This window comes from Nocardia aegles, from assembly GCF_052545135.1.
This window is the reverse complement of the sequence record NZ_JBQWRI010000002.1, coordinates 331306-357844: the sequence shown is the minus strand read 5'-3', so window position 1 is coordinate 357844 and position 26539 is coordinate 331306. Positions and strand designations below refer to the sequence as shown.

Below are 26539 nucleotides of genomic sequence, written 5' to 3'. Positions count from 1 at the left end.
TAGAAAGAACGTTTCATACACTGGTGGTATGTCGAAGGTAAAGAGTGTTTCCGTGTCGGGTCGTGGATCGGAGGCGCGCGAGCGACTGTTGGCCACGGCGAGCAGGCTTTTCTACGTCGACGGTATCCGGGCGGTCGGTGTCGACCGTGTCATCGCGGAGGCGGACGTCGCCCGAGGCACGTTCTATCGACACTTCGCGGGAAAGGATGACCTCGTGTGCGCCTACCTCGAGGCCACGGATCAGCGGATCCGTGCCGGCTTGGCCGTGGCGCAGGAGCAAGCCGATACCCCCGCAGCCTTCCTCGAAGTCGTGGCGCGTGGCATCGGCGAGGAGATCTGCCGTGAGGGATTCCGCGGGTGCCCATTTATCAATGCCGCCGTCGAGTATCCGGAGCGGAGCAGTGCGGTTCACCAGGCAGTCCTGACCTACCGCGAATCATTTCATCGAGTGCTGGAGCAGGCCTTTCGGCAAGCCTGTGTGGCCGACCCTCGAGGGGCGGCCGATGCGATGGTGGCATTGCGTGACGGCGCGATGGTGGCCGCTTACTTGGGAGATCCACACTCGGCCAACCGAACCTTGAGCGAAGGTGTCGCCGCACTTCTGGCTCTCGACTGAGTTCGTCCTGGAGTTCGCCCCTTGCGGCTTGCCGCCGGGCTCGTCCACGGCTATCGTAACTAGTGAATAGACCGTTCTATCTACAGGAGATCCCGGTGACTGAGAGCCACGCCGACAAGGTCGGCACCGTCGTGCTCATCCACGGCCTCTGGATGAATCCACGCAGCTGGGAGAAGTGGATCCAGCGCTATCAGGCGCAGGGCTATCGAGTCCTGGCCCCTGCCTGGCCGCGCCTGGACAGCGAGGTGGAAGAAATCCGCCGGGATCCGGCGCGCATCAACGGCTTGGGACTGGGGGAGGTGGTCTCGCGCTACGAGGAGGTCCTCGGCGGTCTCGATGAGGCGCCGATCATCATCGGGCATTCGTTCGGCGGCGCCATCACCCAGATTCTGCTCGACCGAGGCTTGGGTAGCGTCGGCGTGGCCATCAACTCTGCCGCTGTCAAGGGTGTTCTCCCGCTGCCCTACTCCACCCTGAAGTCGGCCTGGCCGGTGCTGCGCAACCCCGCCAACAAAAACAAAGCGATCACATTGACACCCGAGCAGTTCCGTTACGCCTTCACTCATACGCTCAGTGAAGAAGAGTCGGCCGCGGCGTACGAGCGATACCACGTGCCCGCGGCGGCGCGTGTGCTCTTTCAAGGCGCGTTCGCCAACGTCAACCCGCGCGCCACCACAAAAGTCGACTTTCGCAGTCGGCGGCAGCCTTTGCTGTTCATAGCGGGTGAGGTCGACCACATCTCACCCCCGAAGGTGAACAAGGCCAACCTGCGTCTGGCGCGGAAGTCCCCAGCGGTGACCGAGTACAAGGAGTTCCCTGGCCGCACCCACTTCATCGTCGGCCAGGAAGGATGGGAGGAGGTGGCCGACTACGCGCTCAACTGGGCCGTCGAGCACACCGGTACCGAACGACGTGCTACTCACTCCGGGCTGGAACCCCGTCCCACCGGCGCCGAAAAGCTCCGGTGAGTCGTCGAGTCCATCAACCATCGGCAATCTCCCGAATCAGCAGAACCGACCAATCGGTCTCTGATCAGCGCGACTTTCTCATCAACCGGACTCTCCGCGCCGGATAGGTCGAGACGGCACGCCCGCGGACGCCACGTTTCTCGGCGAGCGGGCGTGTCGCCATCGCGGCCACCATCACGGCGGGCGACCACGCCGTGTCGCTCGCCAGTACGGCCGGATCTGGTGTCGCTGCGAGATCGGCGAATCGGCCACCACGGCGGGCACCGGGAATCGCGCCGGCCCTCGGCCGAGCCGTGGAAGCGGACAGCGCTACGCCGAACTGTCGCCCCTTCGAGGGTTCCCGCTTCGTTCGGTACGGCCGACACCGAGTTCGCCGAGCCGATGCTCAGACCCCATCCCACGGTCATTCCTGGTCTCCCCTTCACGTTCGATCCGCGCCGGTCCGCGCAAAGCATCTCCCTCTTTTCTCGGACCGAAGTTATAGATTAGCCTCACCTAACAAGTTGAAGTGATCCACCCTGGAGGCACCGTGGGCAACGTCCGGACCAGTGAAGATAATGGTCAAACGACCAGTAGTGCAGTCGTGGTGCTTCCCGGGAACCGAGCCGAAGCCATCGTCTGGGGCGGCCCGGCGCCGCGTACCCGAACCGGCCGCCGCTGGCCTGCCGCCGAGCCGCAGCGCCCGCTGGCACTGCACGACTCCTGGTGGACCGTGAGTGCGGCGGGATTGCTGGCAACCTCGATTCTCGCTGCGACACTGTGGATATCGGTGCACGTGCGGGTGGATGCCGCCTTGCACACTGCGGGACTGTTCGTGCATCTGGCGGCCCTCATCGTCGGTTTCGGCGGGGTTCTGGTGGCGGACTACCTGATGGCACTGTGGCTGTCCGGCCGGTCGACGCTGGCCGACGCGATCACGGGCATGTCACGTCTGCACGCCCCGATCTGGGTGGGACTGACGGGGCTCGTGATGAGCGGCTGCTTCCTCGAACCGGATCTCGGCTCGGGAGCGACCCGCACCAAGATGGTGCTGATTCTGCTGCTGACACTCAACGGGTTACAGGCGACGGTACTGAGCAAGCGCCTGTCCCGAGAAACTTCGGGCACACCTCCGACGCGGCTGCTCATCTGGGGCGCCGCTTCCGGAGCCGTCTCGCAGGTGTGCTGGTGGGGCGCGGTCGGCATCGGATTCTGGAACGCGCAACACTGAGGGCATCGGGACGAACCGGCCGGGCGGCAGGTTACGCGCCAGGCGATCGCCGGCAGCCGAGCGGCTGGTGTGCCGCCGCGCTGCCACTGTTCACCACCGCCGTGCACAGAACCGTGCCCGACCAGGTTGATCAGCGATATTCTGGGGGTGCATCGTTGAGAGGTGAGCAGTGAGAGCTCTGCGTCGCGGTTTCGGATATTCGAACCGGTGTAGTCGATGACCGATGTCGATCCACTCGCGACACAACGTGGCGTGTCCGGGTCGGTTGCCGCGGAATTGGCTGCGGCCGGGTTCGACGATGCCGTGGAAATCGGTCGTGGTGGTTTCGGTGCCGTCTACCGGTGCGCGCAGTCGGCGCTCGACCGTATTGTGGCGGTCAAGATCCTCGCCGCCGATCTCGATGAGGAGAACCGGGCACGGTTCTTCCGCGAGCAGCGGGCGGCGGGCAGGCTGACCGGGCATCCCAATATCGTCAATGTTCTCCAGGTCGGCGTCACCGACGAGGGTCGGCCCTTTATCGTCATGCCGTATTACCCGCGGGGCTCGCTCGAGGAGCGCATCCGTCATGACGGACCACTGCCGCTGGAGGAAGCGCTCCGGCTCGGGGTGAAAATGGCCGGCGCCTTGGAGGCCGCGCACCGCTCCGGCGTGCTCCATCGTGATGTCAAGCCCGGGAATATCCTGCTCACGGACTACGGTGAGCCGGCGTTGACGGACTTCGGCATCGCCCATGTCACGGGGGCCTTCGTCACAGCTACCGGCGTCGTGACCGGCACGCCGGCCTTCACCGCCCCCGAGGTCGTTTCCGGCAAGCCCCCGAGCCGCGCCGCGGATGTCTACAGCCTGGGCGCGACGTTGTTCGCCGCACTCACCGGTCACGCCGCCTTCGAACGCCGCACCGGTGAGCAGTTGGTTGCCCAGTTCGTACGGATTACCGCGGAGCCGATCCCCGACCCGCGGGCGCACGGAGTTTCCGAGGATCTCAGCGCCATTCTCGAACAGGCCATGTCCCCGGACCCGGACAGCCGCCCGTCGGCCACACGACTGGGTGAACAGCTCCAGGAATCTCAGCTTCGCCATGGTTTCCCGGTCGATGAAATGGCTTTGCACACGACATACGGGGCAGAACAAGCAGGCATCTCGCCTGGAAGCAGGAAGTCGCCCTCGATAGAGCGCACGCCCCAGGGGGACCGATCAGCAGAGACACCATCGGGCCGGACGGGCAGGCTTCCGCTGGAGCTGACCAGTTTCGTCGACCGCCGCGCAGAGCAGAACGACGCGAAGAGCAAGCTGTCCACATCGCGGCTGGTGACGTTGACCGGAATCGGCGGGGTAGGCAAGACCCGCCTTGCCGTGCGGGTCGCCAACAACGTCCGCGGCGACTTCCCCGACGGCGTCACGTTCGTAGAGCTGGGCGAGCTACGGGACGAGTCGCTGCTGGTCGGTGTGGTGGCGCGCGCCGTGGGCGTGCAAGACCGGTCGGTACGGCTGTTGCACGAGGCGCTGGTGGAGTTTCTCGCACCTCGCAAACAGCTACTCGTGCTGGACAACTGCGAGCAGATGGTGACCGCGGTGGCACACCTCGCCGAATCGCTGCTCCGGGTATGCCCGGATTTGCGGATTCTCGCGACCAGCCGTGAGCCGATCGGCCTCGGCGGGGAAGCCGTGCTACCCGTCCTCCCGCTCGCCGTGCCCGATCCCGATCACTCCCCGCGGGGACTGTCCCGCAACGACGCGATCACGTTGTTCGCCGAACGAGCCGCCGCAGTGGTCGCCGGCTTCGAGGTCACCGACGACAACCGGGTCACCATCGCCCGTATCTGTCAACGGCTGGACGGATTGCCGCTACCGATCGAGCTTGCGACGGCCCGGTTGCGTGCGATGTCGCCGGAGCAGATACTGCAGCGGTTGAGCGATCGCTACGCGTTGCTCACCCGCGGAAGCAGGGGTGCGCCCTCTCGGCAGCAGACATTGCGGATGTGCATCGACTGGAGCTATGACCTCTGCACACCGGACGAGCAACGGGTATGGGCCGGGCTGTCCGTGTTCTCCAGCAGCTTCGAGCTCGAGGCCGCACAATACGTTTGTGGTGTCGGCCTGCAGGCCGAGGAAGTACTGGACATCGTGGCGTCCCTGGTCGACAAGTCGATCCTGACGCGGGAGGAATCCCGTGGCGCCGTGCGTTTCAGAATGCTCGACACCGTCCGCGACTACGGCCTCGAAAAGGCGCGGCAAACCGGTGAATACCCGGACCTCCGCCGTCGCCATCGTGATTGGTATGAGCGGCTGGTTCGCCAGGCAGAGGCCGACTGGGTGAGTCCCCGCGAACTCGCATGGCTCAACAAATTCAGTCAGGAACTGCCGAATGTTCGGCAAGTGCTGGAATTTTGCGTCTCCGAAAGCCCGGAGATCGGAATCCGGATCGCCGCGGACCTCTTCCCCTTCTGGCACTCGCACGGTTCCTTCAGCGAAGGCCGGCGCTGGCTCGATCGATTCCTGGCCTGCGAGATGGGGCCGGAAAGCGTCGCCGACCGGGCCGGGGCGCTGTGCTTCGCCATCTATATGGCCGGAATGCAGGGCGACGTCGGGGGGATGGTCCCACGCATGCGAGAAGAGAGAGCTCTTGTCCAGCAGACGACCTCGACCATAGCTCACGCCTACATCGACCTCGGGGATGGGCTTCTCGCCTTGTTCAACGGGAGCCCTTCGGACGCGCGCCCACATCTCGAGAGAGCCGAACGAGTTCTCACCGAATACCGCCTGCACACCCCCCTGCTCATGGTCGTCGGCATGCTCGCGCTGACGTATGCGCTGCTCGACGACGTGGAGAGGACGATGAAATGCTATGAACACGGGCTCGAAATCTCCCAGGAGCGTGGAGAATCGTACTTTCGGACGTACTTGCTGTGGGTGCTGGCGATTGTCGTGTGGCGGGATGGTGACCACATGGGGGCGACTCGGTTACTCGAGCAGGCACTACAGGTGAGCCGGAGGATCACCGATCGCCTGAACGCCGTCTTTTGTCTGCAGACATTGGCATGGATAGCCGCCGATCAACAGGATTTCGAGCGCGCGATCGTGTTGACCGGGGCGGCAAGCCAGCTCGGCCACTCGATGGGCAGTCCCCTCGTGCTCTTCCCGGACCTGCTCTCGTTCCAAGAAGAGTGCGAACGCAAATCGAGAGAGGCGATGAGCGAGAAGAGCTTCACCGCGGCTCGCCGGGAGGGCGCAGCACTCGGCTTCGAGGCAGCCGTCGCGTACGCCCTGGGTGAAGACGTCTCGCCGATGCCGGACGCTGGTCGCAAACTGACCAAGCGCGAGCGTGAGGTAGCCGAACTGGTCGCCGATGGGCTGACCAACAAGCAGATCGCCGCTCGTTTGGTGATCTCGCCACGTACCGCCCAGGGCCACATCGAACACCTCCTGACCAAGTTGGAGTTCACCTCGCGGGCTCAGATTGCGGCATGGGTCAGAGATCCGCACAACAAGCCTCCTGAGGTATCGGCGGACGACAGTTGATCATTGTTGATCGAGGAGTGTCGTAGAGCTTCTCGAGGAGTCGGCCGAGCTCCGCGTGTTCGGCCGGACCCCATCCTCGAATTCGAGGATCACGATGACTCCCCGGCCAGTCCCGCATAGGCGATCCGCAGATCCTTCTTGAGGATCTTGCCGCTGGGGTTCTTGGGTAGCCGCTCCGCGAATACCACGTATTTCGGCCGCTTGTAGCCCGCCAGGAATTCGCGCGTGTGGGCGTCGACCTCCTCGACGGTGAGTGTGCTGCCGGGTTTGCGGACGATCACGGCGGTGACGGCTTCGATCCAGTGCGGATGGTCGATTCCGAATACGGCGACCTCGGCGACACCGCCGAGCCGGTAGAGGGCCTCCTCGACCTCCCGGGACGCGACGTTCTCGCCGCCGGTTTTGATCATGTCCTTCTTGCGGTCCACGACGGAGAGATAGCCGTCTTCGGTGAGCACGCCCAGATCACCTGAGTGGAACCAGCCGCCGCGGAAGGCCTCGGCGGTTCTGGCCTCGTCGCGGTAATAGCCGAGCATGGCGTGCGGGCTGCGATGGACGATCTCGCCGATCGTTCCGGGTGGCAGCGGATTACCGTCGTCGTCGACGACCAACGTCTCGACGTTGATCGCGGCCTTGCCTGCGCTGCCCGCCCGCTCCCACTGCTCGTGCGGGCCGAGGATCGTGGCCACCGGCGCCATTTCCGTCTGCCCGTAGAAGTTCCACAGCCGAACTTCGGGTAGGCGCTCCCGCAGCTCCCCCAGCACCTCCACCGGCATCGGGGAGGCGCCGTAATAGCCCTTACGCAGGCTGGACAGGTCGGTCGAGTCGAAGTCCGGATGACGGAGCAGCGAGATCCAGACCGTCGGTGGGCAGAACAGCTTCGTCACCTTTTCCCGCTCGATGGTCGCCAGCAGCGCGGCCGGATCGGGTCCGGGCAGGATGATGCTGGTGGCGCCGAGATAGACGTCGACGCAGAAGAAGCAATCCAGCTGGGCGCAGTGGTACATCGGCAGCGCGTGGACCTCGATGTCGTCGGCGCTCATCCCGCCGTCGATCGCGCAGGACACGTACTGGGCGATCAGCGAGCGACTGGACAGCATGACCCCCTTGGGCCGGGACTCGGTTCCGGAGGTGTACATCAGGCGCAGCGGATCGTCGTCGGTGACCAAGACCTCGACCGGGGACGGGTCGCCGGTCCGGATCCAGGTGTCGACGTCCTCCCACTCGCCGGTGGGTGTGGTCGGCGACCGCCCGATCCAGCCGCGGATTCCGCCGGTGAGACCCGCTGTGGCGATGGCCTTCTCCGCGGTCGGGGCGAGGGTGTCTTCGGTGACCAGGCCGCACGCTCCGGAGTGGGACAGAATATAGGCGACCTCTTCGGCGCCGAGCATGAAGTTGACGGGTACGAGCACCGCGCCGAGGCGTGCGGTCGCGAAGGCCAGCACCACGTAGTGACCGCAGTTGTGCGACAGCAACGCCAATCGGTCGCCTTTGCCCAATCCGCGGTCGGCCAAGGCGTGCGCACACCGATTCACGCTCGCGTCGAACTCCGCGTACGTCATGGACCGCTCTCCGTCGATGACGGCGACCTTGCCCGGATAACGCTGGGCGGTGCGGCGCAACAGATCGCCCACGGTGTGCTGGCGGGCCTGGGTCACGGCGTCGCTGGTCATCGGGATGTCCTTCCTGGAGGTGAGGTCACGAGCTGAGGTGGAAGAGTCCGCGAGGCGGGCATTTGTCACCGGAGGCTGGTCCGCGATGCGCACGGCGGCAAGATCGTTTTCATCACGACTCCTCGGCCGAGTCGGCGTGCTGCTGGGTTGGGGGAGATGGTCGTGAAGACCGCGTTGTCGGGCTGGGGCCGCACCGGGGTGGTCTGCGTGTTCAACAGTGATGCACCTCACTGATATTGGAAGACAATATTGGCTCCTATTGTCTGCGTCAAGGTTCACAGTTCCGCTCGCTGATCGCCCTTGTCTCGGTCATTGCCTCGGCAGATTCGCAACTTTCATGCGATTGCCTCTTGTGCTTACCGACCCGGAGCGGCATATTGGCTACCAATCGTGTCTACGAAGATCGCTGTCATCGGAGGATGCAGATGAACCGACCCGCGGCGCAGAGTGGCGCCGACCTCGATGTCCCGGTCCTGATCGTCGGTGGCGGCCCAGCCGGGCTCACGGCCGTTCTGGAACTGGCCAGGCGCGGGATCGACGGTCTACTGGTCGAACGGCGCGCCTTCACGGCCCACTTTCCGCGGGCGCACCTGCTCAACGTTCGCACCATGGAGACATTCCACGACGTGGGCGTGGCCGAGCAGATCTACCAGGAGTCGCCGCCCGAGGATCAATGGCACAAGTGCGCCTGGTACACCTCGCTCGCCGGCCCGACCCCGTTGCACGGCCGCAAGATCGGTGCGGTCAACGCCTGGGGCGGCGGAGCGGACGCGGCCCGTTACGCGGCCGCGAGCCCGCGCCGGTTCGCGAACCTTCCCCAGTTGCGACTCGACACGATCCTCGCCGACCACGCCGCACAAGCCTGGCCGGGGCGAGTGCGATCGCAGCAGGAGCTCGTCGGTTTGGACCTCGATGACACCGGCGCGACGGCGACGATCGTCGACCGGGACAGCGGCCGCTCGTACCAGGTCCGCGCCCGTTTCGTGATCGCCGCCGACGGTGGGCGGACGTGTGCCGGGCTGGCGGGTGTCGGGGTCACCGGTCCGCGGGCCCTTCTGGACATCGTCAGCGTCTACTTCGCCGCCGACCTGTCGTCCTATGCCGACCCGGAGGCGCTGCTCACCTACTTCATCTCCCCTACCGGTCAGGGCAGTTTCGCCGGGGCGCTGCTGGCGCTCGGCCCGGGCCGGTGGGGTGCGCGCTCACCGGAATGGTCGCTGAGCATGGCGTACCACATCGGCGACCCGGAGGCGCAGGACGCGGACGCCGTCCTGCGGCAGGTGCGCGGAATCCTCGGCCTGCCCGACCTGGCTATCGACGTGCGCGCGATCAGCCACTGGCAGTTCGAGGGTGTGGTCGCCGACCGTTTCCGGGTCGGCCCCATGTTCCTGGTCGGCGACGCCGCGCACCGTCATCCGCCCACCGGGGGCCTCGGCTTGAACACGGCGATCGGTGACGTGACGAACCTGGCATGGAAGATCGCCGCGGTCCTGAAGGGTACGGCCGCCGAGCAGCTGCTGGACAGCTACGCGAGCGAACGGATGCCGGTCGCAGCGCGGAACGTGGAGCACTCGCTGCGCAATGCGGGCCGGCATGCCCCGGTGGCCGCCGCACTCGGCCTGGCGAAGGGACAGTCGGAAGAGGAAGGCTGGGCGCAGATCGCGCAGTGGGCCGCGGATACCCCCGAAGGTGCGCGGCGGCGAGCCGCGGCGGAAGTGGCGGTGGCGCACAACGCGGAGGACTACGGCCAGCTCAATATCGAAGCGGGGTTCGCCTACGCGACCGGCGCTGTCATCCCCGACGGCACGCCGCCACCTCCCGGATACGACTCGGCCACCGAATTCCACCCGACAGCGCGGCCCGGCCACCACATTCCGCACGTCTGGCTGGATCGCGCTGGTGAGCGAGTGTCCACCTCGGATCTCGTGGCACCGGAGGGGTTGACGCTGTTCGTCGACGTGGCGCATGCGGCGGCGTGGCGCGGCGCGGCCGAGACCGTCGATGGGCTCGGGCTCACCCTCGTCGAGGTGGGCGGGGCACTGGCCGACCCGTCGGGGGAGTGGGTGTCCGTGCGCGGCACCGATCCCGGCGGGGCTCTGCTCGTGCGACCCGACCGCCACGTCGCGTGGCGGGCGGCGACGGCTCCCGCCGATCCGGCCGCCGAGCTGGCCGCCGCGGTGCGTCTACTACTGCGCCCCGTGGCGGCCCCCACGGCAGTCCGTAGCGACTTGGCCGGGATCACCGATGCCGGCGAGGCGCTTCGGGTGGGCCCGGCGCGCGATGCGCACTTGTTCCGCGTCCTCGAATGAGGCCGATCAGGAGGAGATTTCCATGGCAGAGATCGTTTTCGGGGCGGCGACTTCCCATAGTCCGTTACTGGCCGTACCACCGCATTTGTGGGCCGAGCGCGCGGACCAGGACCGCACGAACCCCGAACTCTACGATGCCTCCGGGGTCATCCGCAGCTTCGATGACCTCGCGGCCGCGGCAGGGGACCGGTTCGCGCGGAGTTGCACACCCGGTGCCTGGGAGGAGAACTGGCGACGTTGCGCGGCGGCGCTCGCGCGGTTGCGCGAGGATTTCCGCCGCGTCGCCCCGGATGTCGTCCTGATCGTCGGAGATGACCAGCGCGAGCTGTTCACCGAGACCAACCAGCCGGTCATGGCGATCTCCGCGGCCGCGGCGATGACCACCGGCGTGCTCGACGACCACGACTCGGAATTCCTCCAGCAGGCGGCCCGCAGCTACCTGATGGACGCCGAGTTCACCTTCGCCGGCCACGCGGAGCTCGCCGAGGACCTGGTCCGGGGCCTGATGGCCGAGGGCTTCGACATCGGCTGGATGGCCGACGCGCCGCCCGGAACCGGATTCGGTCACGCTTACGGTTTTCCGATTCACCGGTTCCTGCAGCCGGCTCTCATCCCGGTGATTCCATTCATGCTCAACACCTACTACCCGCCCAACCAGCCGACCCCCGCGCGCTGCTTCGAACTCGGGCGGGCGCTACGCGCGGCCGCCGCGGCGTCGCCGATCGAGGCCCGGATCGCCGTCCTCGCCTCAGGGGGCATGAGTCACTTCGTCGTGAACGAGGAACTGGACCGGCGGGTACTCGACGCCATCGCGAACAAGGACAGTGCGGCGCTGTGCGCGCTACCGGCCACGCTGCTCAACAGTGGGTCCTCCGAGATCCGCAACTGGATCACCGCGGCAGGCGCCATGGAGGGCCGAGCGGTCGACTGGTCGGAGTACGTGCCCATCGTGCGGTCGGCCGCCGGAACCGGCTGCGGCATGGGCTTTCTGAGCTGGCACTAGAAGGAGAGGAATAACGTGGCGCGACATTCGATCGAGGTACCCGGCCTGCATCACGGGGGTCTGCCGATCCCGCAGGCGTGCGTGGTGGGCGACCTGCTGGCCTCCAGCGGGATCTCCCCGCTCGACCCGGCGACGGGAGCGGTGCCGGAAGGTACCGAGGCGCAAGTAGCGCTGGTGTTCGCGAACGCCCGCCGAGTCGTCGAGGCGGCGGGCGGCCGGCTCGAGGACGTGGCCAAGTGCACAGTCTTCGTGCGCGACAAGGCAATTCGCCCCGTCATCGACAAGTACTGGACCGAGATGTTTCCCGACGAGGCGAGCAGGCCGGCCCGGCACACGCTGCGGATCGACTTGGCCGAGCCGCTACAGATCCAACTCGAGATACTCGCACTGCTGGGAAAAGGCTGACATTCATGATAATTGACGCACACGCTCACCTCGTCGCCCCGGACGGGCTCTACGCCTTCCGGGCGGCGCTGCTCGCCGACGGTGGCTACCATGCGGGCAAGCCCAAGATCTCGGACGACGCGCTGGCCCAGGCGGCCGCGAGCAATGTGGCCGTGCTGGATTCGGTAGGGACCGACCTGCAACTGCTCTCGCCCCGCCCCTTCCATCTCGGTAGCTCGATGCAGCCGAATCGGCTGGTGGAGCCCTGGGTCCGCGCGAACAACGACACCATCGCCCGCACCGTCGCCCTGCACCCGGACCGGTTCGCCGGAGTCGGCGCGCTTCCGCTCGTCCCCGACCGCCCCGTCGATGTGGCCTTCGCCGAACTGGATCGCGCCGTGGACCTCGGCTTCGTCGGCGTGCTGATCAACCCCGATCTGCACGAGGGCCGCGGCACCACCCCGACACTCGGGGACCGGTACTGGTATCCGTTGTACGAGAAGCTGGTCGAGCGCAACCTGCCCATGCACGTCCACTCCGCGGGTTGCTACAGCGAACGCGAAACCTACAGCGAGCATTTCGTCACCGAGGAATCCATCGCGATCCTGTCCCTGCTGCGCAGCTCGGTCTTCGCCGACTTTCCTTCGCTGCGGGTGATGATTTCCCACGGTGGCGGCTCCGTGCCGTACCAGATCGGGCGCTGGCAGGCCGAGGCCCTGCACCCCGCACTCGGTGGCGACCCGGACGCGGAGCGGTTCGAGACCTCGTTGCGCAGATTGTGGTTCGACAGCGTGCTGCACCACCCACCGTCACTGGAGTTGCTGTTGCGAACCGTCGGCGCCGACCGTGTGCTGTTCGGGACCGAGAAGCCGGGCAGCGGCAGCGCCCCCGACCCGGACACCGGCCGCGACTTCGACGACATCAAGCCCGTCATCGAAAGCTTCGAGTTCTTGACGGACTCCGATCGCGGCGCGGTATTCGAGGACAACGCCCGGCTGGTGTTCCCCGCTCTGAAGAACGTGGCGGGCCGGGCATGAACGACCTCGTGAAACGGCTGCGCGCACTGGACACCTGCGCGGTGTCCGACGCCCTGGACCGGCATGGCCTCTCCGGCGTTGTCCACGGGCTGCGGCCGCTCGCCGCAGACCGACCCCTCGCGGGCCGGGCGGTCACCGTCCTGCTGGGGCCGCCGCCCGCTCCGCGCGCCGGATCGCCGCGGCGGCATCTCGGCACCGCCGCCGTCGACGCCTCCGGCCCGGATGAGGTCATCGTGGTTGCCCACCAGGGGCGGATCGACTGCGCGGGCTGGGGTGGTCTGTTGTCGCGCGCCGCCGCGATACGCGGCGTCGAGGGCGTGGTCGTCGATGGGGCGGCGCGCGACCTGATCGAGGCGGCCGCGGTGGGGTTGCCGGTGTTCGCGCGTGCCGCGACACCCGTCACCGCCCGGGGGCGGGCAGCCGAGCTCGCCTGGGGTGAGCCGGTGGAGCTCGCCGGAACCCCCGTGGCCCCGGGTGACCTCGTCCTCGGTGATTCCGGCGGTGTAGTGATCGTCCCGGCGGGCCGGGCGCAGGATGTGCTGGCCACTGCTGAGCAGATCGCCGCCACGGAGTCGGCCATGGCCACCGCGATCCAGGCGGGGACGCCGGTCTCCACCGTGATGGGCACGAGATACGAGGAGCTGACCGATGGTGACCGCTGAACCGACGCTGCACACCCGGCTGGCCGCATTGTCGACCTCCGCGGTCTCCGACGCGCTGGATCGCCTCGGCATCGTGGGGCAGGCGCTGGGCATCATGCCACTGGACCGGGCGTTCCGACTGGTCGGGCGCGCCTGGACACTACGGTACGGGCCGGTCGGGCAGGACCGTGGCACGGTCGGTGACTACATCGACGATCTCGGTCCGGACGATGTCGTCGTGCTCGACAACCAGGGCCGGCTCGACGCCACGGTGTGGGGTGACCTGCTCACGGCGACTGCCCACAGCCGGGGCGTCGCCGGAACGGTCATCGACGGTGTCTGCCGGGACATGGACCGCAGCCTCACCCTCGGTTACCCGATCTTCTCCCGGGGCACTTGGATGCGCACCGGCAAGGATCGCGTCCGGGTGGAGGCCACGCGGGTGGCGGTGTCGATCGGCGGTGTCCGGGTGGAGCCGGGTGACCTGCTGCTCGGCGACGGCGACGGATTGGTGGCGATCCCCTTCTCTCGTGCCGAGGAGGTGCTGGCGGCAGCGGAGCAGATCGAGCGCGCGGAAGACAGTATTCGCCGGGCCGTGGAGGCCGGCATGCCGCTCCGAGAAGCTCGCCGGGCCCACGGCTATCACGACCTGCAGCACCTGACGGAGCGGACGTCATGACGATCGGCGGGAGCGGCCCCGGGTTGAGTTCGGCCACTGTGCACGAAGCGGCCGGCCGGATCGGTGCGTTGCCGTCGGCGATCAAGCCGTTGGCGCCGGACATGCGCCTGGCGGCACCGGCGTTTCCCGTCCGGGTGCCCCCGGGCGACAACCTCTGGCTGCACCGCGCGGTGTACGCGGCCCACCGCGGCGAGGTGCTGGTCGTCGACACGGGTGGCGGCTTGGAGTACGGCTACTGGGGTGAGATCCTGGCCGAGGCCGCGATCGCCCGCGGCCTCGCGGGCCTGGTGATCAACGGTGGTGTGCGCGACTCCCGGCGGCTCATCGAACTCGGCTGGCCGGTCTTCGCCGAACGGCTCTGCGTGCGGGGGACCGGGAAAGACCCGGACGGCGACGGCGAACTGGGCGAACCCGTCCAGTTGGGTGAGGTCGTCATCGGTCTCGGCGACCTCGTCGTCGCCGATGCCGACGGTGTGGTGGGTATTCCCGCGGCGCGGGCCGACGACATCAAAAGCAGGTCGCTCGAGCGAGAACGAATGGAGGCCGAGTACATCCAGCGGCTGCGTGGGGGAGAGACCACCGTCGCGATCTACGGTCTGCCATGAATTCTCGTCCGTCGGGGGGAAAGCCCGCCGCTGCTATAGTGCGAGCGGTGGTGCACAGCGAACAGGAGCGGGTCACGCCGAGGAAGGTGGTTCCGATCGCGTCGGCGTCCACTGTCCAGAACCGAAGCGTCGCGGGCGTGATCAACCGGTTACGGGACATGATCATCAATCGCGCTCTCCTGCCGGGACAGCAGATCCGGCAGGAGGAGATGGCGCGTGTGCTGGGGATCAGCCGGGTGCCGCTCCGGGAAGCGCTCCGGGTGCTGACCACCGAAGGCCTGTTGACGCATCGGCCGCACCAGGGCTATTTCGTGACGCGGCTGAACGCCGAAGAGCTCGGTCAAATCCACAATCTGCTCGAGTTCTTGGAGACGGAGCTGATCCGGACAGTTCGCTGGCCCACCGGCGAGGAGGTGGCGCGATTGCGGGATATCAACCAGGAGATCGCCACCGCAGCGCATGCGCGGGACATCTCGGCGGTCAACCGGCTCAACCGAGTCTTGCACCGGGAGATCTTCCGGTTGTCGCCGATGGCGGTGTATCTGGCCGAGGCGGAGAAGTTCTGGACCATGTCCGAGCCCTACCGCCTGCTGCACGTAGCCACCACGGACACCGCGATCGCCACCGAGGAACACGATCAGCTCATCGACGCTCTCGCCGCCCAGGACCGGGCTTTGTGCCTGCGGATCCTGGCGCGCCACCGGCGGGAGACCCGCGAGGCCGCGCTCACCATGCTCACCGGTGACCTGGGGTACGCCGCGGAACTCGGCGCCGGACTGTAGCGAGCGTCGGGCGCGCCGAGTACGCCGACCGCATCGACCGACGGCCGTGCCACGCACGGGCGGCCCGGCTGATCACCGATGGCGTTTCCGGTACTCGCGGGGGGTGCTGCCGAGATGGTCGGCGAAGGCGCGTCGGAAGGCGGCCTCGCTGATGTACCCGACGGACGCCGCGACCCGCGTGACCGCCATGTCGGTCGTGGCAAGGAGTTTCGCGGCGGTCGCCATTCGCCATCGGATGAGATAGGAGTGCGGGGTTTCGCCGACCGCCTCGGCGAACCGGGCGGCGAAGGCCGATCGCGACAGATCGCAGGCCGACGCGAGGGCGGCGACCGACCAGCAATGCCCGGGATCGGCGTGGATGAGCGTGATGGCGGGGGCGATCAGCGGGTCGGCCAGGGCTCGAAAGCCGGGCGGTCCGGTGCGGTCGCGGGTCTCCAGCCGAAGGGCGAGGATCAGCAGGATCTCCGCGAGACGACTCATCAACCGGGTGCTCGCGGGACCGGGTGATGCGCTCTCCTCGATCATCGTGTCGGCGATGTGCCGCAGTGGCCCGGGTTCGTTCCCGCAGACATGGATCACGCTCGGGAGGCTGTCCCACAGCGGCCCGCGCGGTGCGTCACCCATCTGCATCAGGCAGCACACGAAGGAACAGCCCGGGTCGTCGCCACGGGTCAGTCGCAGCGGCTGGGGCGTCGCCGTCGCGGTGGGCGGAAGGGTGAGGGTCCAGGTCGTGTCGGCAGGATCGGAGCCGTCGTGCAGGTATCCGCCGACGCCGTGCGGGCGGATCACGACGTCTCCTGGCCGCGTCACGATCGGCTCGGCGCCGGGTGCCGGGACCAGGTGACTTTCGCCGGTGGCCTGGACGAGGACCGCGAGGAAGGTGGTCGGCGCACAGTCCACCCGCCACGGAGGGGTGAGGTCGATCCGTCCCGCGACGACGGTCGTCAGGCGATGCACTTCCAGCAGTGACGCCAGAACGTCGACGTCGGCGGCTCCCGGTGTTTCCAGGGTGTCCTGTGGTGGCATCGGCCCTCCGTCTCCGCCCCGCTGCTGGTTGGACGATTTCATCGTTTCTGGCGACATTACGGCATAGATGCTCCTGTTTGGGCCAGCTTTACTTGTGGATCGGAACCGGACTACACGCGCCCCGCAATCTGTGCGGGTGGCGCCCGGCGTGAAGGAGATGATTCCCCCGATGGCGGAGAACCAGTTGACCTATGAACTCGACGGTGATGTCGCGTTGATCGGCATCAACCGGCCGGAGAAGCGCAACGCGCTGCACGACCAGATGTTCGTCGAACTCGGTCGGCTCATCGAGGAGGCCGGCCGGCACGCGAAGGTGGCCGTGATCTTCGGTGTCGGGCCCGACTTCTCCGCCGGCCTGGACCTCGCGGAGACCGCTCGCCGCCTGACCGAGGGAGACATGCAGCGCACCCGGGTGGGCCCGCATGTTCCACATGTCGCCTTCGACAAGATCGCCCGGGGACGCATTCCCGTGATCGCTGCGCTGACCGGCGCGGTGGTCGGTGCGGGGCTGGAGGTGGCCGCCTCGGCGCACATCCGGGTGGCCGACGATACGGCGTTCTTCGCACTGCCCGAGGCGCGGCGGGGAATCTACGTCGGCGCCGGTGGCTCGGTCCGCGTTCAGCGCCTGCTCGGCAACGCGCGCATGACCGACATGATGCTCACCGGGCGGGTCCTCGACGCCGGCGAGGCACTCGCCCAGAACCTGGTGCAGTACCGAGTCGACACGGGTAAAGCGCTCGAGACCGCGCGTCGGATCGCGCGGACCGTGGCAGGCAACACACCCGAGTCCAATTGGGCGATCACGCAGGGGCTCGCCCGGGTGAACGACATGTCCTACGACGACGCCCTCTACGTCGAAACGCTGGTGGCCCACAACGCCTTGTCGGCGGAGTCGGAGCAGCGTCTGCGGGATTTCGTCGAGAAGCGAGCCGAGCCGCTGGACCGTCCGGCCACTGTCACACAACTGAAAACGAGCCGGTGAAGGTGCCCGATGACGAGCAACCCAGATGAATCGTCCTCCGCCTCGGCGGTGGAAAGAATGCTCAACCCGCGGTCGATCGCGATAGTCGGTGTCTCCGCCAAGCCGGGATCGGGCAGCCGCACACTACTGGACAATTTGCAGCGCAACGACTACCGCGGCGAGATCCATTTGGTCGGCCGGTCCGGCGGGGAGATCGGCGGGCTTCCGGTGCTGACCGCTATCGACGAGTTACCAGAGGGCGTCGATCTCGCGCTGCTCATCCTGCCTGCGACCGGGGTCCGGGACGCCGTCGCAGCGTGCGTCCGCAGGAACGTCCGCGTCGGCGTCATCTACGCATCCGGGTTCGCCGAGTTCGGCGACGCGGGTCGCGCGGAGCAGGCGGAGATCACCCGGCTGGCCCGGGCGGGCGGGCTGCACCTCGTCGGACCGAACTGCATCGGCTACACCAACTACATCGAGCCGTTGAACACCGTGTTCCTGCCCGACGACCCGGTACGCCGGCTCGACCCGGCTGCCGGGCCCGCGGTGGCGGTGCTGGCCCAGAGCGGCGGGCTCATGGGCATGATCTGCCAAGGCTTGCAGGCCAGGGGAGTGCCGATCTCGTATCGCTTCTCGACCGGCAACGAAGCCGGACTCACGCTGACCGATTACCTGGCGTACCTCGCCGACGATCCCGCGACCGGTGGCGCCGTCGTCTACGCCGAGGACATCCGTGACCCGAATGGATTTCTGGAAGCGGTCCGGAAGGTACGCGCGCGGGGGAAGTTGCTGGCATTGATGCATACCGGCCGCAGTGCCAGGGCCCGGCAGGCCGCGGCGTCGCACACGGGGGCGCTCGCCGCCGACTACGGGGTGATGAAAACCCTGGCGACGCACGCGGGAGCGTGTGTGGTGGAGTCACTCGAGGAACTCATCGACGTCGCCGAGATTCTCGCGCGGTACCCGCAGCCTCCGACGGAGGGCGCCGCGGTCGCGACCACGTCGGGGGCCTTCTGCGCGATCGCCCTCGACGCGCTGGGCGATCTCGGTATCGAGGTTCCGGCGCTCTCCCCGGCCACCGCGGAAACCCTCGGTGCCCGGTTGCCCGCGTACATGAAACCGGACAACCCGCTCGACCTCGGCACGGCGGTCGTCACCGATCCGGAGCTGTTCCACGACGGGCTCGCCGCCCTGCTCGGCGACGATCGGATCGGCTCCGTCACCCTCGCCGTCCCGTATTCGAACCCGGTGGCCAACCAGGAGATGCTCAGGCAGGTGACCAGAGCCGCGGCCGGGCAGCCCAAACCGGTCGCGCTCGCGCTGCTGGGTGACGTGCTGCCGATGCCCGCCGAGCTGGCCGCCTATGCCGCCGAGCACGGGATGGTCATCTCCAGCTCGCCGGAGCGGAGTCTGCGGGCGATGGCCGCGGTCACCCGCTATGGGCGCTCCTTGGCCCGCGCCCGCGCCATCGCGACAACGGGACTCGACCTGGCCGGCTCCCTCGAACTCGGGCCGGGTGCGCAGCCGGAATGGCGGGGCAAACAGATCCTGGCCGCAGTCGGCGTGCCGATTCCGGAGGGCGCGCTGGCGACCTCCGTCGACGAGGCTGTCGATATCGCCGCGAAGACCGGATATCCGGTGGCGGCCAAGGTCCAGGCCGCGGCGCTGCACCACAAGACCGAGGCGGGCGGGCTGCTGCTCGGCATCGCCGACGAGGCCGGGCTGCGCGCCGCCTGGGCCGAGCTGACCGAACGGGTCGCGACGGCAACGCCCGTCGACCTCGACGGGATCCTCGTCGAGGCTATGGCGCCCCGGGGCGTCGAGTTGATGGTCGGCGCGAAGCGGCACTCGGCGTGGGGGCCGGTCGTGCTGATCGGGCTGGGCGGTGTCTGGGTCGAGGCGCTCGGCGACGTCCGGCTGATCCCTCCTGACCTGGCCGAATCCGAGATCATCGACGAGCTCGAACAGCTGCGGTCGGCGAAGCTCTTGAGCGGGTTCCGCGGGTCCCCGGCCGTCGACCTCGCCGCGGTGGCGAAAGTCGTCGCGACCGTCGGCCGGCTGGTGACCGAGCATCCCGACATCGCCGAAATCGACATCAACCCCCTACTCGCCCGGGCGGACGGAGCGATGGCGCTCGACGCGCTCATCGTCGTCGACCACCACGACATCGCGGAGGCGGTGAGCGGAGTATGACGCAGAACCCGGCCAGGGCGCTGAACGGCGCCGACGGCGAGGCCGCCGCGCTCGAGCACGTACGGCGCGCGGAGCGCGCGGCCGGCGAAATACCGGGCCTGCCCTCGATAGACGCCGACTGGCGCCCCGAGCACGCCGCGGTCGTCGGTGCCGGGACGATGGGCGGCGGGATCGCGATGGCACTGGCCAATGCCGGGATCCCGGTGACGCTGATCGATCGGAGCACGCAGGACCTCGACCGCGGTCTGTCCCGAGTCGCCGCGAACTACGCCTCCAGCGTGCGCCGCGGTCGGCTCGACCAGGCCGATGCCGACCGGCGGCTCGCGCTCATCGGCCCGGCAACCGGCATGGCGGCGATCGGCCGGGCTGATGTCGTAGTGGAGGCGGTCTTCGAGGAGTTGTCGGTCAAACAGGACGTCTTTCGTGCGATCGATCAGCACGCGCGGCCCGGGACCCTGCTCGGCACCAATACCTCCGCGCTGGATATCGACGCCATCGCGAGCGTGACGAGTCGCCCGCAGGACGTCGTCGGTGCGCACTTCTTCAGCCCCGCGCAGGTGATGCGTCTGCTCGAAGTCGTGCCGGGTGCGCGGACGGCGCCGTCGACGGTGGCTCGCCTGATGGCACTGGGCCGGATCCTGGGCAAGGCGCCGGTCCGCGCGGGTAACGCGCGCGGATTCATCGGCAACGCGATGCTCTTCGACTACCACCGCGAGTCGCTGTTCCTCGTCGAGGAAGGCGCGTTCCCGGCCGATGTCGACCGCGTCCTCACGGAGTTCGGGTTCGCCATGGGCCCGTTCACCATGACCGACATGGCAGGGCACGACCTGGCCGTCGACTCGCGCCGCCGCGCGATCGCGACCCGGCCGACGGGCCGCCGCTACTCCGACCTCGACCTGTGGCTCGTCGATCTGGGCCGGCTGGGTCAGAAGAACGGCGCCGGGTGGTACCGATACGACCACGGAGACCGAACTCCGCATCCGGACCCGGACCTGAACCGGCAGATCGTCGAGTATTCCGCTCGCCTGGGTATCCAGCGCCGCCGGATCGCGGACGAGGAGATCCTCGAGCGCTGCCTGTACACCCTGGTGAACCGTGCGGCGCTGCTGCTGGAGCACGGCGTCGCAGCCCAGCCCAGTGACATCGACCTGGTCTACGTCACCGGGTACGGCTTCCCAGCCCACAAGGGTGGTCCGCTCTACTGGGCCGACTCGGTCGGTGCGGCCGAGGTGTCGGCCGCCGTCGAGCGCTTCCACCGACAACACGGCGCGTGGTGGGAGCCCGCGCCGCTGCTGGTACAACTCGCCCGCACCGGCGCTACCTTCGCCGGCCTCGGTGCCGCAGGACACGGAGCGTTGTCATGACGATGTACCAACCCGCCATCGACCTCGACGCGATCAGCGCTCTCGACATGCATACCCATGTCGACGCCTCCGCGAAGACCCCCGCGGTGGCGCACGACGAGGTCCGCGCCGCGATGGCGAAGTACTTCAAGTCCGGGCACGCGCCTACCGGCACGCTGCCGGATCTCGCGGCCTATTACCGCGGACTCGGCATCGCGGCGGTCACCTTCACCGTCGACCGGGGCCCATCGCAGCCCGATCCGGCGTTGCGCAACGACGAGATCATCGAGGAAGCGGCTCGGCACGGCGACATCGTGATTCCCTTCGCGAGCGTGCATCCCGACCGGGGGGAGGAGGGGGTTCGCACCGCGGAGCGGCTCATCGTCGAGGGCGGCGTCCGCGGCTTCAAGTTCCATCCGAACGCCCAGGCGTTCTTCCCCAACGACCGCAAGGCCTACGACCTCTACGAGGTACTCAACGCGCATCGCGTTCCCGCGTTGTTCCACACCGGCCAGAGCGGAGCGGGAGCCGGTACCCGAGGCGGCGGCGGCTTCCGACTGAAGTACTCCAACCCGCTGCACCTCGACGACGTCGCCGTCGACTTCCCGGACCTGCCGATCGTGCTCGCGCATCCGTCCTTCCCGTGGCAGGAGGAAGCGCTGGCCGTCGCGGTCCACAAACCCCAGGTGTACATCGAGCTGTCCGGCTGGTCTCCGAAGTACTTCCCGCCCATCCTCGTGCAGTACGCCAACACACTGCTGCGCGACAAAGTTCTGTTCGGCAGCGACTTCCCGATGATCACCCCCGAGCGCTGGCTCGCGGACCTGGAGAAGACAGGTATCCGCGACGAGGTCAAGCCCGGGCTGCTGAAGGACAACGCCGTACGGCTGCTGGGGCTGTGAGCGGGGCGAGGCCGCTGGTCGTGTTCGACAATCGAGTAGAGGAAAATTGGTGTCCTACAATCACAAGCCGGTTCCCAGCAGCATCCTGATCTTCGGTGCCAGCGGCCATATCGGCGGGCCGCTGGCCCGGTTCCTGGCGCGTGAGGCGCCGACGATCCACCTGCGCCTCGCGTCGAGCGATACCGCCAGAGCGGCCACGCTTCAGGCACAGTTCCCGCACGCCGAGGTCGTGCGGGCGAACTACGCCGATCGCGCATCGCTCGAGGCAGCGGTGCGCGATATCGACGGGATTTTCGTCCTGACGCCGAGCGGTACGGACGAAGCGTCGGCGATGACGAATCTCGTCGAGGCCTGCCGATCGTCTCGGGTCAGCCCGCACGTCATACGTCTGCTCGGCATGCAGCCGGAAGCCGACCCGCGGCGTATCCCGCAAGCCCTGCGCGATCACGGATCGGGCCTGCCGATCCAGCACCCGATCGCCAAGGCGGTGCTCGCCGCCGGCGATCTTCCCGTCACCTTCCTCAACAGCGGCGCTACATTCATCGACAATTTCCGTTGGATGACGAACGCACTGCGCGAGCGCCGGACGCTGGTATGGCCGGAGCGGCTGATTCCCTATATCGATCCGTCCGACATAGCCGAAGTGGCCGGCCGCCTGTTCCTGTCGGACAATCAGCGGCATATCGGGCAATTCCATACGATGAACAATGGCCAGGACATTCTCCGATTCGGTGAAGTCGCCGAATTGATGTCCACTCTCTGGGGTGAACCGATAGCATACGATGGAAGCAAGGCCGGTTTCTTCGCCGAATATTCCTCGATGGGGAAACGGCGGCTCGATTATCTGTGGGAATTCTTCCGGTACGAGCAGGACAACGAAGTCGTATGGGCACGAAACGACTTCGTCGAGCGAACGATCGGACGCCGGCCCACGAGCGTCAGTGAATGGCTCGCGGCCCATCGGGACGATCTGCTCGGAACATGACGGAACCGATGGTTCCGAAGTAATTCCACCAGCGCACGGGCGTGTCCCGACGCGCGATATTCCGCGCGGACCCGGATTATCGGATCGTGCGGCATTCTCGCTATACCGGCAATTCGCTGCCGTTCCATTCCGCCGCCGGCCGCATCAATGGTGACAGTCGGCGACCCAAATTATTCGCAACAAAGGAAAGGATCCTGCGATGAGTCTGCTCGAAGGCGTCGACTGGTCCGGCAAGATCTTCACGGGCCGGTGGCGCAGCGGTGGCGGTACGCCGTGCGAGGTGGTGGAACCTGCTACCGGCCAGGCACTGGGCTGCGTGGGCACGGCCTCGACGCAGGATGTGGTGCGCGCGGGCGAACGGGCCGCGATCGCGCAGCGAACATGGGCGGCACTGCCCTCCGTCGAGCGTTCCGGTGTGCTGCAGCGCGCGGCGGTGCTGTTCGAGCAGCACCGCGCCGAAATCGTCGAATGGGTCGTCCGGGAAGCCGGTTCGACCCGGTTCAAGAGCGACGTCGAGGTCCAGGGCTCGATCGGCGAGTGCGCGGAGGCCGCTGCCCTGGCTGGTCTTCCCTACGGTGAGCTGCTGCGGTCCCCGATGCCCCGGCTGAGCGTCGAGCGTCAGGTCCCCGTCGGCGTGGTAGCGGTGATCTCTCCGTTCAATTTTCCGCTCGTTTTGTCGATGCGCTCGATCGCACCCGCACTCGCGCTGGGCAACGCGGTGCTGCTCAAGCCCGACCCTCGCACCGCCGTGTGCGGCGGCGTGCTCATCGCTCGGATTTTCGAGGAAGCGGGCCTTCCCGAGGGACTTCTGCAGCTGCTGCCCGGTGGCCCCGACATCGGCATCGCCATGATCGACCATCCCGAAGTGCGCGTGGTGTCGTTCACCGGCTCGACCGCGGCAGGCCGGGTCATCGGCGCGCAAGCGGCCACAACGTTCACGCGGGCGCATCTGGAGCTCGGCGGTAACAACTCGCTGATCGTGCTCGACGACGTGGACCTCGACGCCGCCGCGTCGTGTGGCTCGTTCGGGACGTTCGTCCATTCGGGACAGGTCTGCATGGCGATCGGCAAGCACCTGGTGCACGAATCGGTCTACGACGACTATCTCGGCCGGCTCGCGAAGAAGGCAGACGCGCTGACGGTGGGAGACGGCTTCCGCGCGGATGTCGCACTCGGCCCGATGATCGACCAGAAGCAGCTCGACCACACCAAGGACCTCGTCGACCGCAGCGTCGCGGCCGGGGCGCGGCTGGTCGCGGGCGGCACCCACGAAGGACTGTTCTACCGGCCCACCGTGCTGGCGGACTGTACGCCGGATATCCCGGCGTATGCCGCGGAGGTCTTCGGCCCGGTGGCGTGTGTGCGTAAGTTCTCCACGATCGACGAGGCGGTGGCGATGGCGCGCGACAGTGAGTACGGGCTCAGCCTCGGCGTGCTCACCAACGACCTGGCCACCGCGATGTCGATCGTCGACCGCGTTCCCACCGGTCTGGCGCATATCAACGACCAGACCGTCAACGACGACCCGAACGCCCCGTTCGGCGGGGTTCGCGCTTCCGGCTCGTCGCGGGTCGGTGGGCACCGCGCAAACGTCGAGGCCTTCACCGAGACGCAATGGATGACGATTCGCGCCACGGCGCCGACGTACCCGCTCTGATCCGGCACACACAGGAAGTCGGCATGATCAAAACACAAGCCGCGGTGGTCGACACCGTGGGCGCACCCTTCACCCTGCAGGAAATCGAACTCGACGGCCCCGGCCCCAACGAGGTCGTCGTGCGCTTGGTCGCGGCGGGCCTGTGCCACACCGACCTGAGCGTCCGGGCGGGTTACCTCCCCTTCCCGTTGCCGGGCGTGCTGGGCCATGAGGGCGCCGGGGTGGTCGAGACGGTCGGCGCGGCGGTCACCCGGGTGCAGCCGGGCGATCATGTCGTACTCACCTTCACGTCCTGCGGTCGTTGTCCGGCATGCGGTAGCGGACATCCGGCCTACTGCGCTACCTGGCCGGCGGCCAACGTCCTGGGACAGCGCGATGACGGCAGCACAACACTCCGTCGCGGTAACGAGGAGCTGGGCGGCCGCTTCTTCGGGCAGTCGTCCTTCGCGACGCGAGCGCTGTGTGACGAGCGCAGCGTCGTCAGAGTCGACCCCACGGTGCCGCTGCCGGTCGTCGCGCCGCTCGGCTGTGGTGTCCAGACCGGCGTCGGGGCGGTTCTCAACGTACTGCGGCCTGCGTATGGCTGCTCGTTGACGGTGTTCGGGGCCGGCGCGGTCGGCCTGTCCTCGGTGATCGCGGCGACGTGGACCTACGCCAGCACGATCATCGCCGTCGATCGGGTGCCCGAGCGGCTCGAGCTGGCCGCAACTCTCGGCGCGACGCATACCGTCAACGCGGCGGAGCAGGATGTCCCGGCGGCCATCGCCGAGATCACCAATGGCCACGGCGTCGACCACGCCGTCGAGACCACCGGTAACACCGCAGTGCTTCGCCATGCCGTCGACGCACTCGCCGCGCGGGGTTCCTGCGCGGTGGTCGGGGTGCCCCCGTTCGGCGCGGAGGTCTCTTTCGACGTCAATGGGCTTTTGATCGGCAAACGGGTGATCGGCGTCACCGAAGGTGACGCTGCGCCCGAGTCCTTCATCCCATTCCTCGTTGCGCAATACCAGGCCGGCCGGCTGCCGCTGGAGCGGCTCATCACCGAGTTCGCGTTCAGCGACATCGAGAACGCGGCCCGTTCCGCCTACGCCGGGGAGGTAATCAAGCCGGTTCTGCGCTTCGATACCACGTAGCTATGCGGATCATCGCGCCACGCCGCGCAAGCCGAGCAGTCGCAACGCGTTCTCCTTGAGCAGCAGCGGACGGTTCTCGTCGGAGAACTCCAGTTGGTCGAAGTCGCTCAGCCAGCGATCCGGGGTCAGCACCGGATAGTCGGAGCCGAACAGAACCTTGCGCCGCAGTAAGGAATTCGCCTGACGGACCAGCTGCGGCGGGAAGTACTTCGGTGACCACCCGGACAAATCGATGTAGACGTTGGCCTTATGGGTCGCGATCGAGATCGAAGTGTCCACCCAGGGCACCGACGGATGGGCCATCACGATGGTGAGGCCGGGGAAGTCCGCGGCGACGTCGTCGAGCAGTAGGGGGTCGGAGTAGCGCAGTTTGATGCCCCGCCCGCCCGGCAGGCCCGCGCCGATGCCGGTCTGCCCGGTGTGGAACAGCGCAACCACGCCCAGCTCTTCGAGCGTGGCCCAGAGTGGGTAGTAGGCAGGATCGTTGGGCGCGAAACGTTGCAGACTCGGGTGGAATTTGAAGCCGAGGACGCCGTACTCCTCGACCAGTCGGCGGGCTTGCCGCACCGCGGCCACGCCGCGCAGCGGGTCGACCGACCCGAACGGAATCAACACGTCGGCGTGCTCACAGGCCTGCGCGGCGATGTCCTCGCTGGACAGTCCCGGATGACCGAGACCGGTCGAGGCGTCGACGGTGAAGACCACCGCCGCCATGTTCCGTTCCCGGTAGTAGGCCGCCAGCCGCTCGACGGTGGGCGTGCGGTCCACGCCGGCTTTGAAGTACTTCGCCGAGGCGTCCAGCAATTCGGCATCCAGCGCGAAGTGGCCGTGGCAGTCGGCCTCGACGTGGGTATGCATATCCAGCGCGACGATGGCGTCCGGGTCGATACGAGATGCGAAGCGAGTCGTCATC

At 67.5% G+C, this 26539-nt stretch carries 22 protein-coding genes; 19 read left to right on the top strand and 3 right to left on the bottom strand.

What is annotated here, in order from left to right; translation table 11 throughout:
* Positions 1 to 28 precede the first annotated feature (28 nt).
* The 4 genes from ACT89H_RS06940 to ACT89H_RS06925 all read left to right on the top strand — a co-directional run bounded on the left by ACT89H_RS06940 (position 29) and on the right by ACT89H_RS06925 (position 6313).
* Positions 29 to 616 carry a TetR/AcrR family transcriptional regulator gene (locus ACT89H_RS06940; protein WP_445107678.1) on the top strand — a complete coding sequence of 196 codons (588 nt, stop codon included), beginning with the start codon at positions 29 to 31 and terminating at the stop codon, positions 614 to 616.
* Between the two features lie 95 nt (positions 617 to 711).
* Positions 712 to 1584 (top strand): alpha/beta hydrolase, encoded by an 873-nt coding sequence (locus ACT89H_RS06935; RefSeq protein ID WP_445107677.1) that lies wholly within the window; start codon positions 712 to 714, stop codon positions 1582 to 1584.
* A 583-nt stretch (positions 1585 to 2167) separates the two neighbouring features.
* Entirely contained in the window at positions 2168 to 2794 is a 627-nt protein-coding gene (locus ACT89H_RS06930; protein ID WP_445107676.1) for a hypothetical protein, read from the top strand.
* Positions 2795 to 3010: 216 nt separating this feature from the next.
* Positions 3011 to 6313: a protein kinase domain-containing protein gene (locus ACT89H_RS06925; RefSeq protein WP_445107675.1), complete on the top strand. Its 3303-nt coding sequence runs from the start codon at positions 3011 to 3013 to the stop codon at positions 6311 to 6313.
* Positions 6314 to 6402: 89 nt separating this feature from the next.
* Here ACT89H_RS06925 and ACT89H_RS06920 read toward each other — a convergent pair whose 3' ends face one another.
* Positions 6403 to 7986 carry an acyl-CoA synthetase gene (locus ACT89H_RS06920; RefSeq protein ID WP_445107674.1) on the bottom strand — a complete coding sequence of 528 codons (1584 nt, stop codon included), beginning with the start codon at positions 7984 to 7986 and terminating at the stop codon, positions 6403 to 6405.
* Positions 7987 to 8411: 425 nt separating this feature from the next.
* Here ACT89H_RS06920 and ACT89H_RS06915 point away from each other — a divergent pair, with 425 nt between their 5' ends.
* Genes ACT89H_RS06915 through ACT89H_RS06880 form a run of 8 tightly spaced genes read left to right on the top strand, consistent with a single transcriptional unit; the run spans position 8412 to position 15426 of the window.
* The gene (locus ACT89H_RS06915; protein WP_445107673.1) at positions 8412 to 10295 is read left to right on the top strand and encodes an FAD-dependent monooxygenase; all 1884 of its coding nucleotides are present in this window, start codon (positions 8412 to 8414) and stop codon (positions 10293 to 10295) included.
* Between the two features lie 22 nt (positions 10296 to 10317).
* Positions 10318 to 11298 carry a DODA-type extradiol aromatic ring-opening family dioxygenase gene (locus ACT89H_RS06910; RefSeq protein ID WP_445107672.1) on the top strand — a complete coding sequence of 327 codons (981 nt, stop codon included), beginning with the start codon at positions 10318 to 10320 and terminating at the stop codon, positions 11296 to 11298.
* Between the two features lie 15 nt (positions 11299 to 11313).
* Positions 11314 to 11703, top strand: coding sequence for a RidA family protein (locus ACT89H_RS06905; RefSeq protein WP_445107671.1), 390 nt, complete (start codon positions 11314 to 11316; stop codon positions 11701 to 11703).
* A gap of 5 nt (positions 11704 to 11708) precedes the next feature.
* Positions 11709 to 12719: an amidohydrolase family protein gene (locus ACT89H_RS06900; RefSeq protein ID WP_445107670.1), complete on the top strand. Its 1011-nt coding sequence runs from the start codon at positions 11709 to 11711 to the stop codon at positions 12717 to 12719.
* Positions 12716 to 13381, top strand: a complete 666-nt coding sequence (locus ACT89H_RS06895) for an RraA family protein (protein WP_445107669.1) — start codon at positions 12716 to 12718, stop codon at positions 13379 to 13381. Before ACT89H_RS06900 ends, ACT89H_RS06895 begins: the two co-directional genes overlap by 4 nt.
* Positions 13368 to 14039 (top strand): RraA family protein, encoded by a 672-nt coding sequence (locus ACT89H_RS06890; protein ID WP_445107668.1) that lies wholly within the window; start codon positions 13368 to 13370, stop codon positions 14037 to 14039. The genes ACT89H_RS06895 and ACT89H_RS06890 overlap by 14 nt, the downstream gene beginning before the upstream one ends.
* Positions 14036 to 14644 carry an RraA family protein gene (locus tag ACT89H_RS06885; protein WP_445107667.1) on the top strand — a complete coding sequence of 203 codons (609 nt, stop codon included), beginning with the start codon at positions 14036 to 14038 and terminating at the stop codon, positions 14642 to 14644. Before ACT89H_RS06890 ends, ACT89H_RS06885 begins: the two co-directional genes overlap by 4 nt.
* Before the next feature lie 47 nt (positions 14645 to 14691).
* The gene (locus tag ACT89H_RS06880) at positions 14692 to 15426 is read left to right on the top strand and encodes a GntR family transcriptional regulator (RefSeq protein ID WP_445107666.1); all 735 of its coding nucleotides are present in this window, start codon (positions 14692 to 14694) and stop codon (positions 15424 to 15426) included.
* A 72-nt stretch (positions 15427 to 15498) separates the two neighbouring features.
* Here ACT89H_RS06880 and ACT89H_RS06875 read toward each other — a convergent pair whose 3' ends face one another.
* Positions 15499 to 16452: an AraC family transcriptional regulator gene (locus ACT89H_RS06875; RefSeq protein WP_445107665.1), complete on the bottom strand. Its 954-nt coding sequence runs from the start codon at positions 16450 to 16452 to the stop codon at positions 15499 to 15501.
* 169 nt (positions 16453 to 16621) lie between these two features.
* Here ACT89H_RS06875 and ACT89H_RS06870 point away from each other — a divergent pair, with 169 nt between their 5' ends.
* The 7 genes from ACT89H_RS06870 (at position 16622) to ACT89H_RS06840 (ending at position 25626) form a co-directional block, all read left to right on the top strand.
* Positions 16622 to 17434, top strand: a complete 813-nt coding sequence (locus ACT89H_RS06870; RefSeq protein ID WP_445107664.1) for a crotonase/enoyl-CoA hydratase family protein — start codon at positions 16622 to 16624, stop codon at positions 17432 to 17434.
* 9 nt (positions 17435 to 17443) lie between these two features.
* Positions 17444 to 19606, top strand: a complete 2163-nt coding sequence (locus tag ACT89H_RS06865; protein ID WP_445107663.1) for an acetate--CoA ligase family protein — start codon at positions 17444 to 17446, stop codon at positions 19604 to 19606.
* Positions 19603 to 20970: a 3-hydroxyacyl-CoA dehydrogenase gene (locus ACT89H_RS06860; protein ID WP_445107662.1), complete on the top strand. Its 1368-nt coding sequence runs from the start codon at positions 19603 to 19605 to the stop codon at positions 20968 to 20970. Before ACT89H_RS06865 ends, ACT89H_RS06860 begins: the two co-directional genes overlap by 4 nt.
* The gene (locus ACT89H_RS06855) at positions 20967 to 21851 is read left to right on the top strand and encodes an amidohydrolase family protein (protein WP_445107661.1); all 885 of its coding nucleotides are present in this window, start codon (positions 20967 to 20969) and stop codon (positions 21849 to 21851) included. Before ACT89H_RS06860 ends, ACT89H_RS06855 begins: the two co-directional genes overlap by 4 nt.
* Positions 21852 to 21900: 49 nt before the next feature.
* Positions 21901 to 22836, top strand: a complete 936-nt coding sequence (locus tag ACT89H_RS06850) for an SDR family oxidoreductase (RefSeq protein ID WP_445107660.1) — start codon at positions 21901 to 21903, stop codon at positions 22834 to 22836.
* Between the two features lie 199 nt (positions 22837 to 23035).
* Positions 23036 to 24493, top strand: coding sequence for a benzaldehyde dehydrogenase (locus tag ACT89H_RS06845; protein WP_445107659.1), 1458 nt, complete (start codon positions 23036 to 23038; stop codon positions 24491 to 24493).
* Positions 24494 to 24516: 23 nt separating this feature from the next.
* Entirely contained in the window at positions 24517 to 25626 is a 1110-nt protein-coding gene (locus ACT89H_RS06840; RefSeq protein WP_445107658.1) for an NAD(P)-dependent alcohol dehydrogenase, read from the top strand.
* Between the two features lie 9 nt (positions 25627 to 25635).
* On the opposite strand, the gene ACT89H_RS06835 is transcribed toward ACT89H_RS06840, so the two are convergent.
* Positions 25636 to 26538, bottom strand: a complete 903-nt coding sequence (locus tag ACT89H_RS06835; RefSeq protein ID WP_445107657.1) for an amidohydrolase family protein — start codon at positions 26536 to 26538, stop codon at positions 25636 to 25638.
* Between the last annotated feature and the right edge of the window lies 1 nt (position 26539).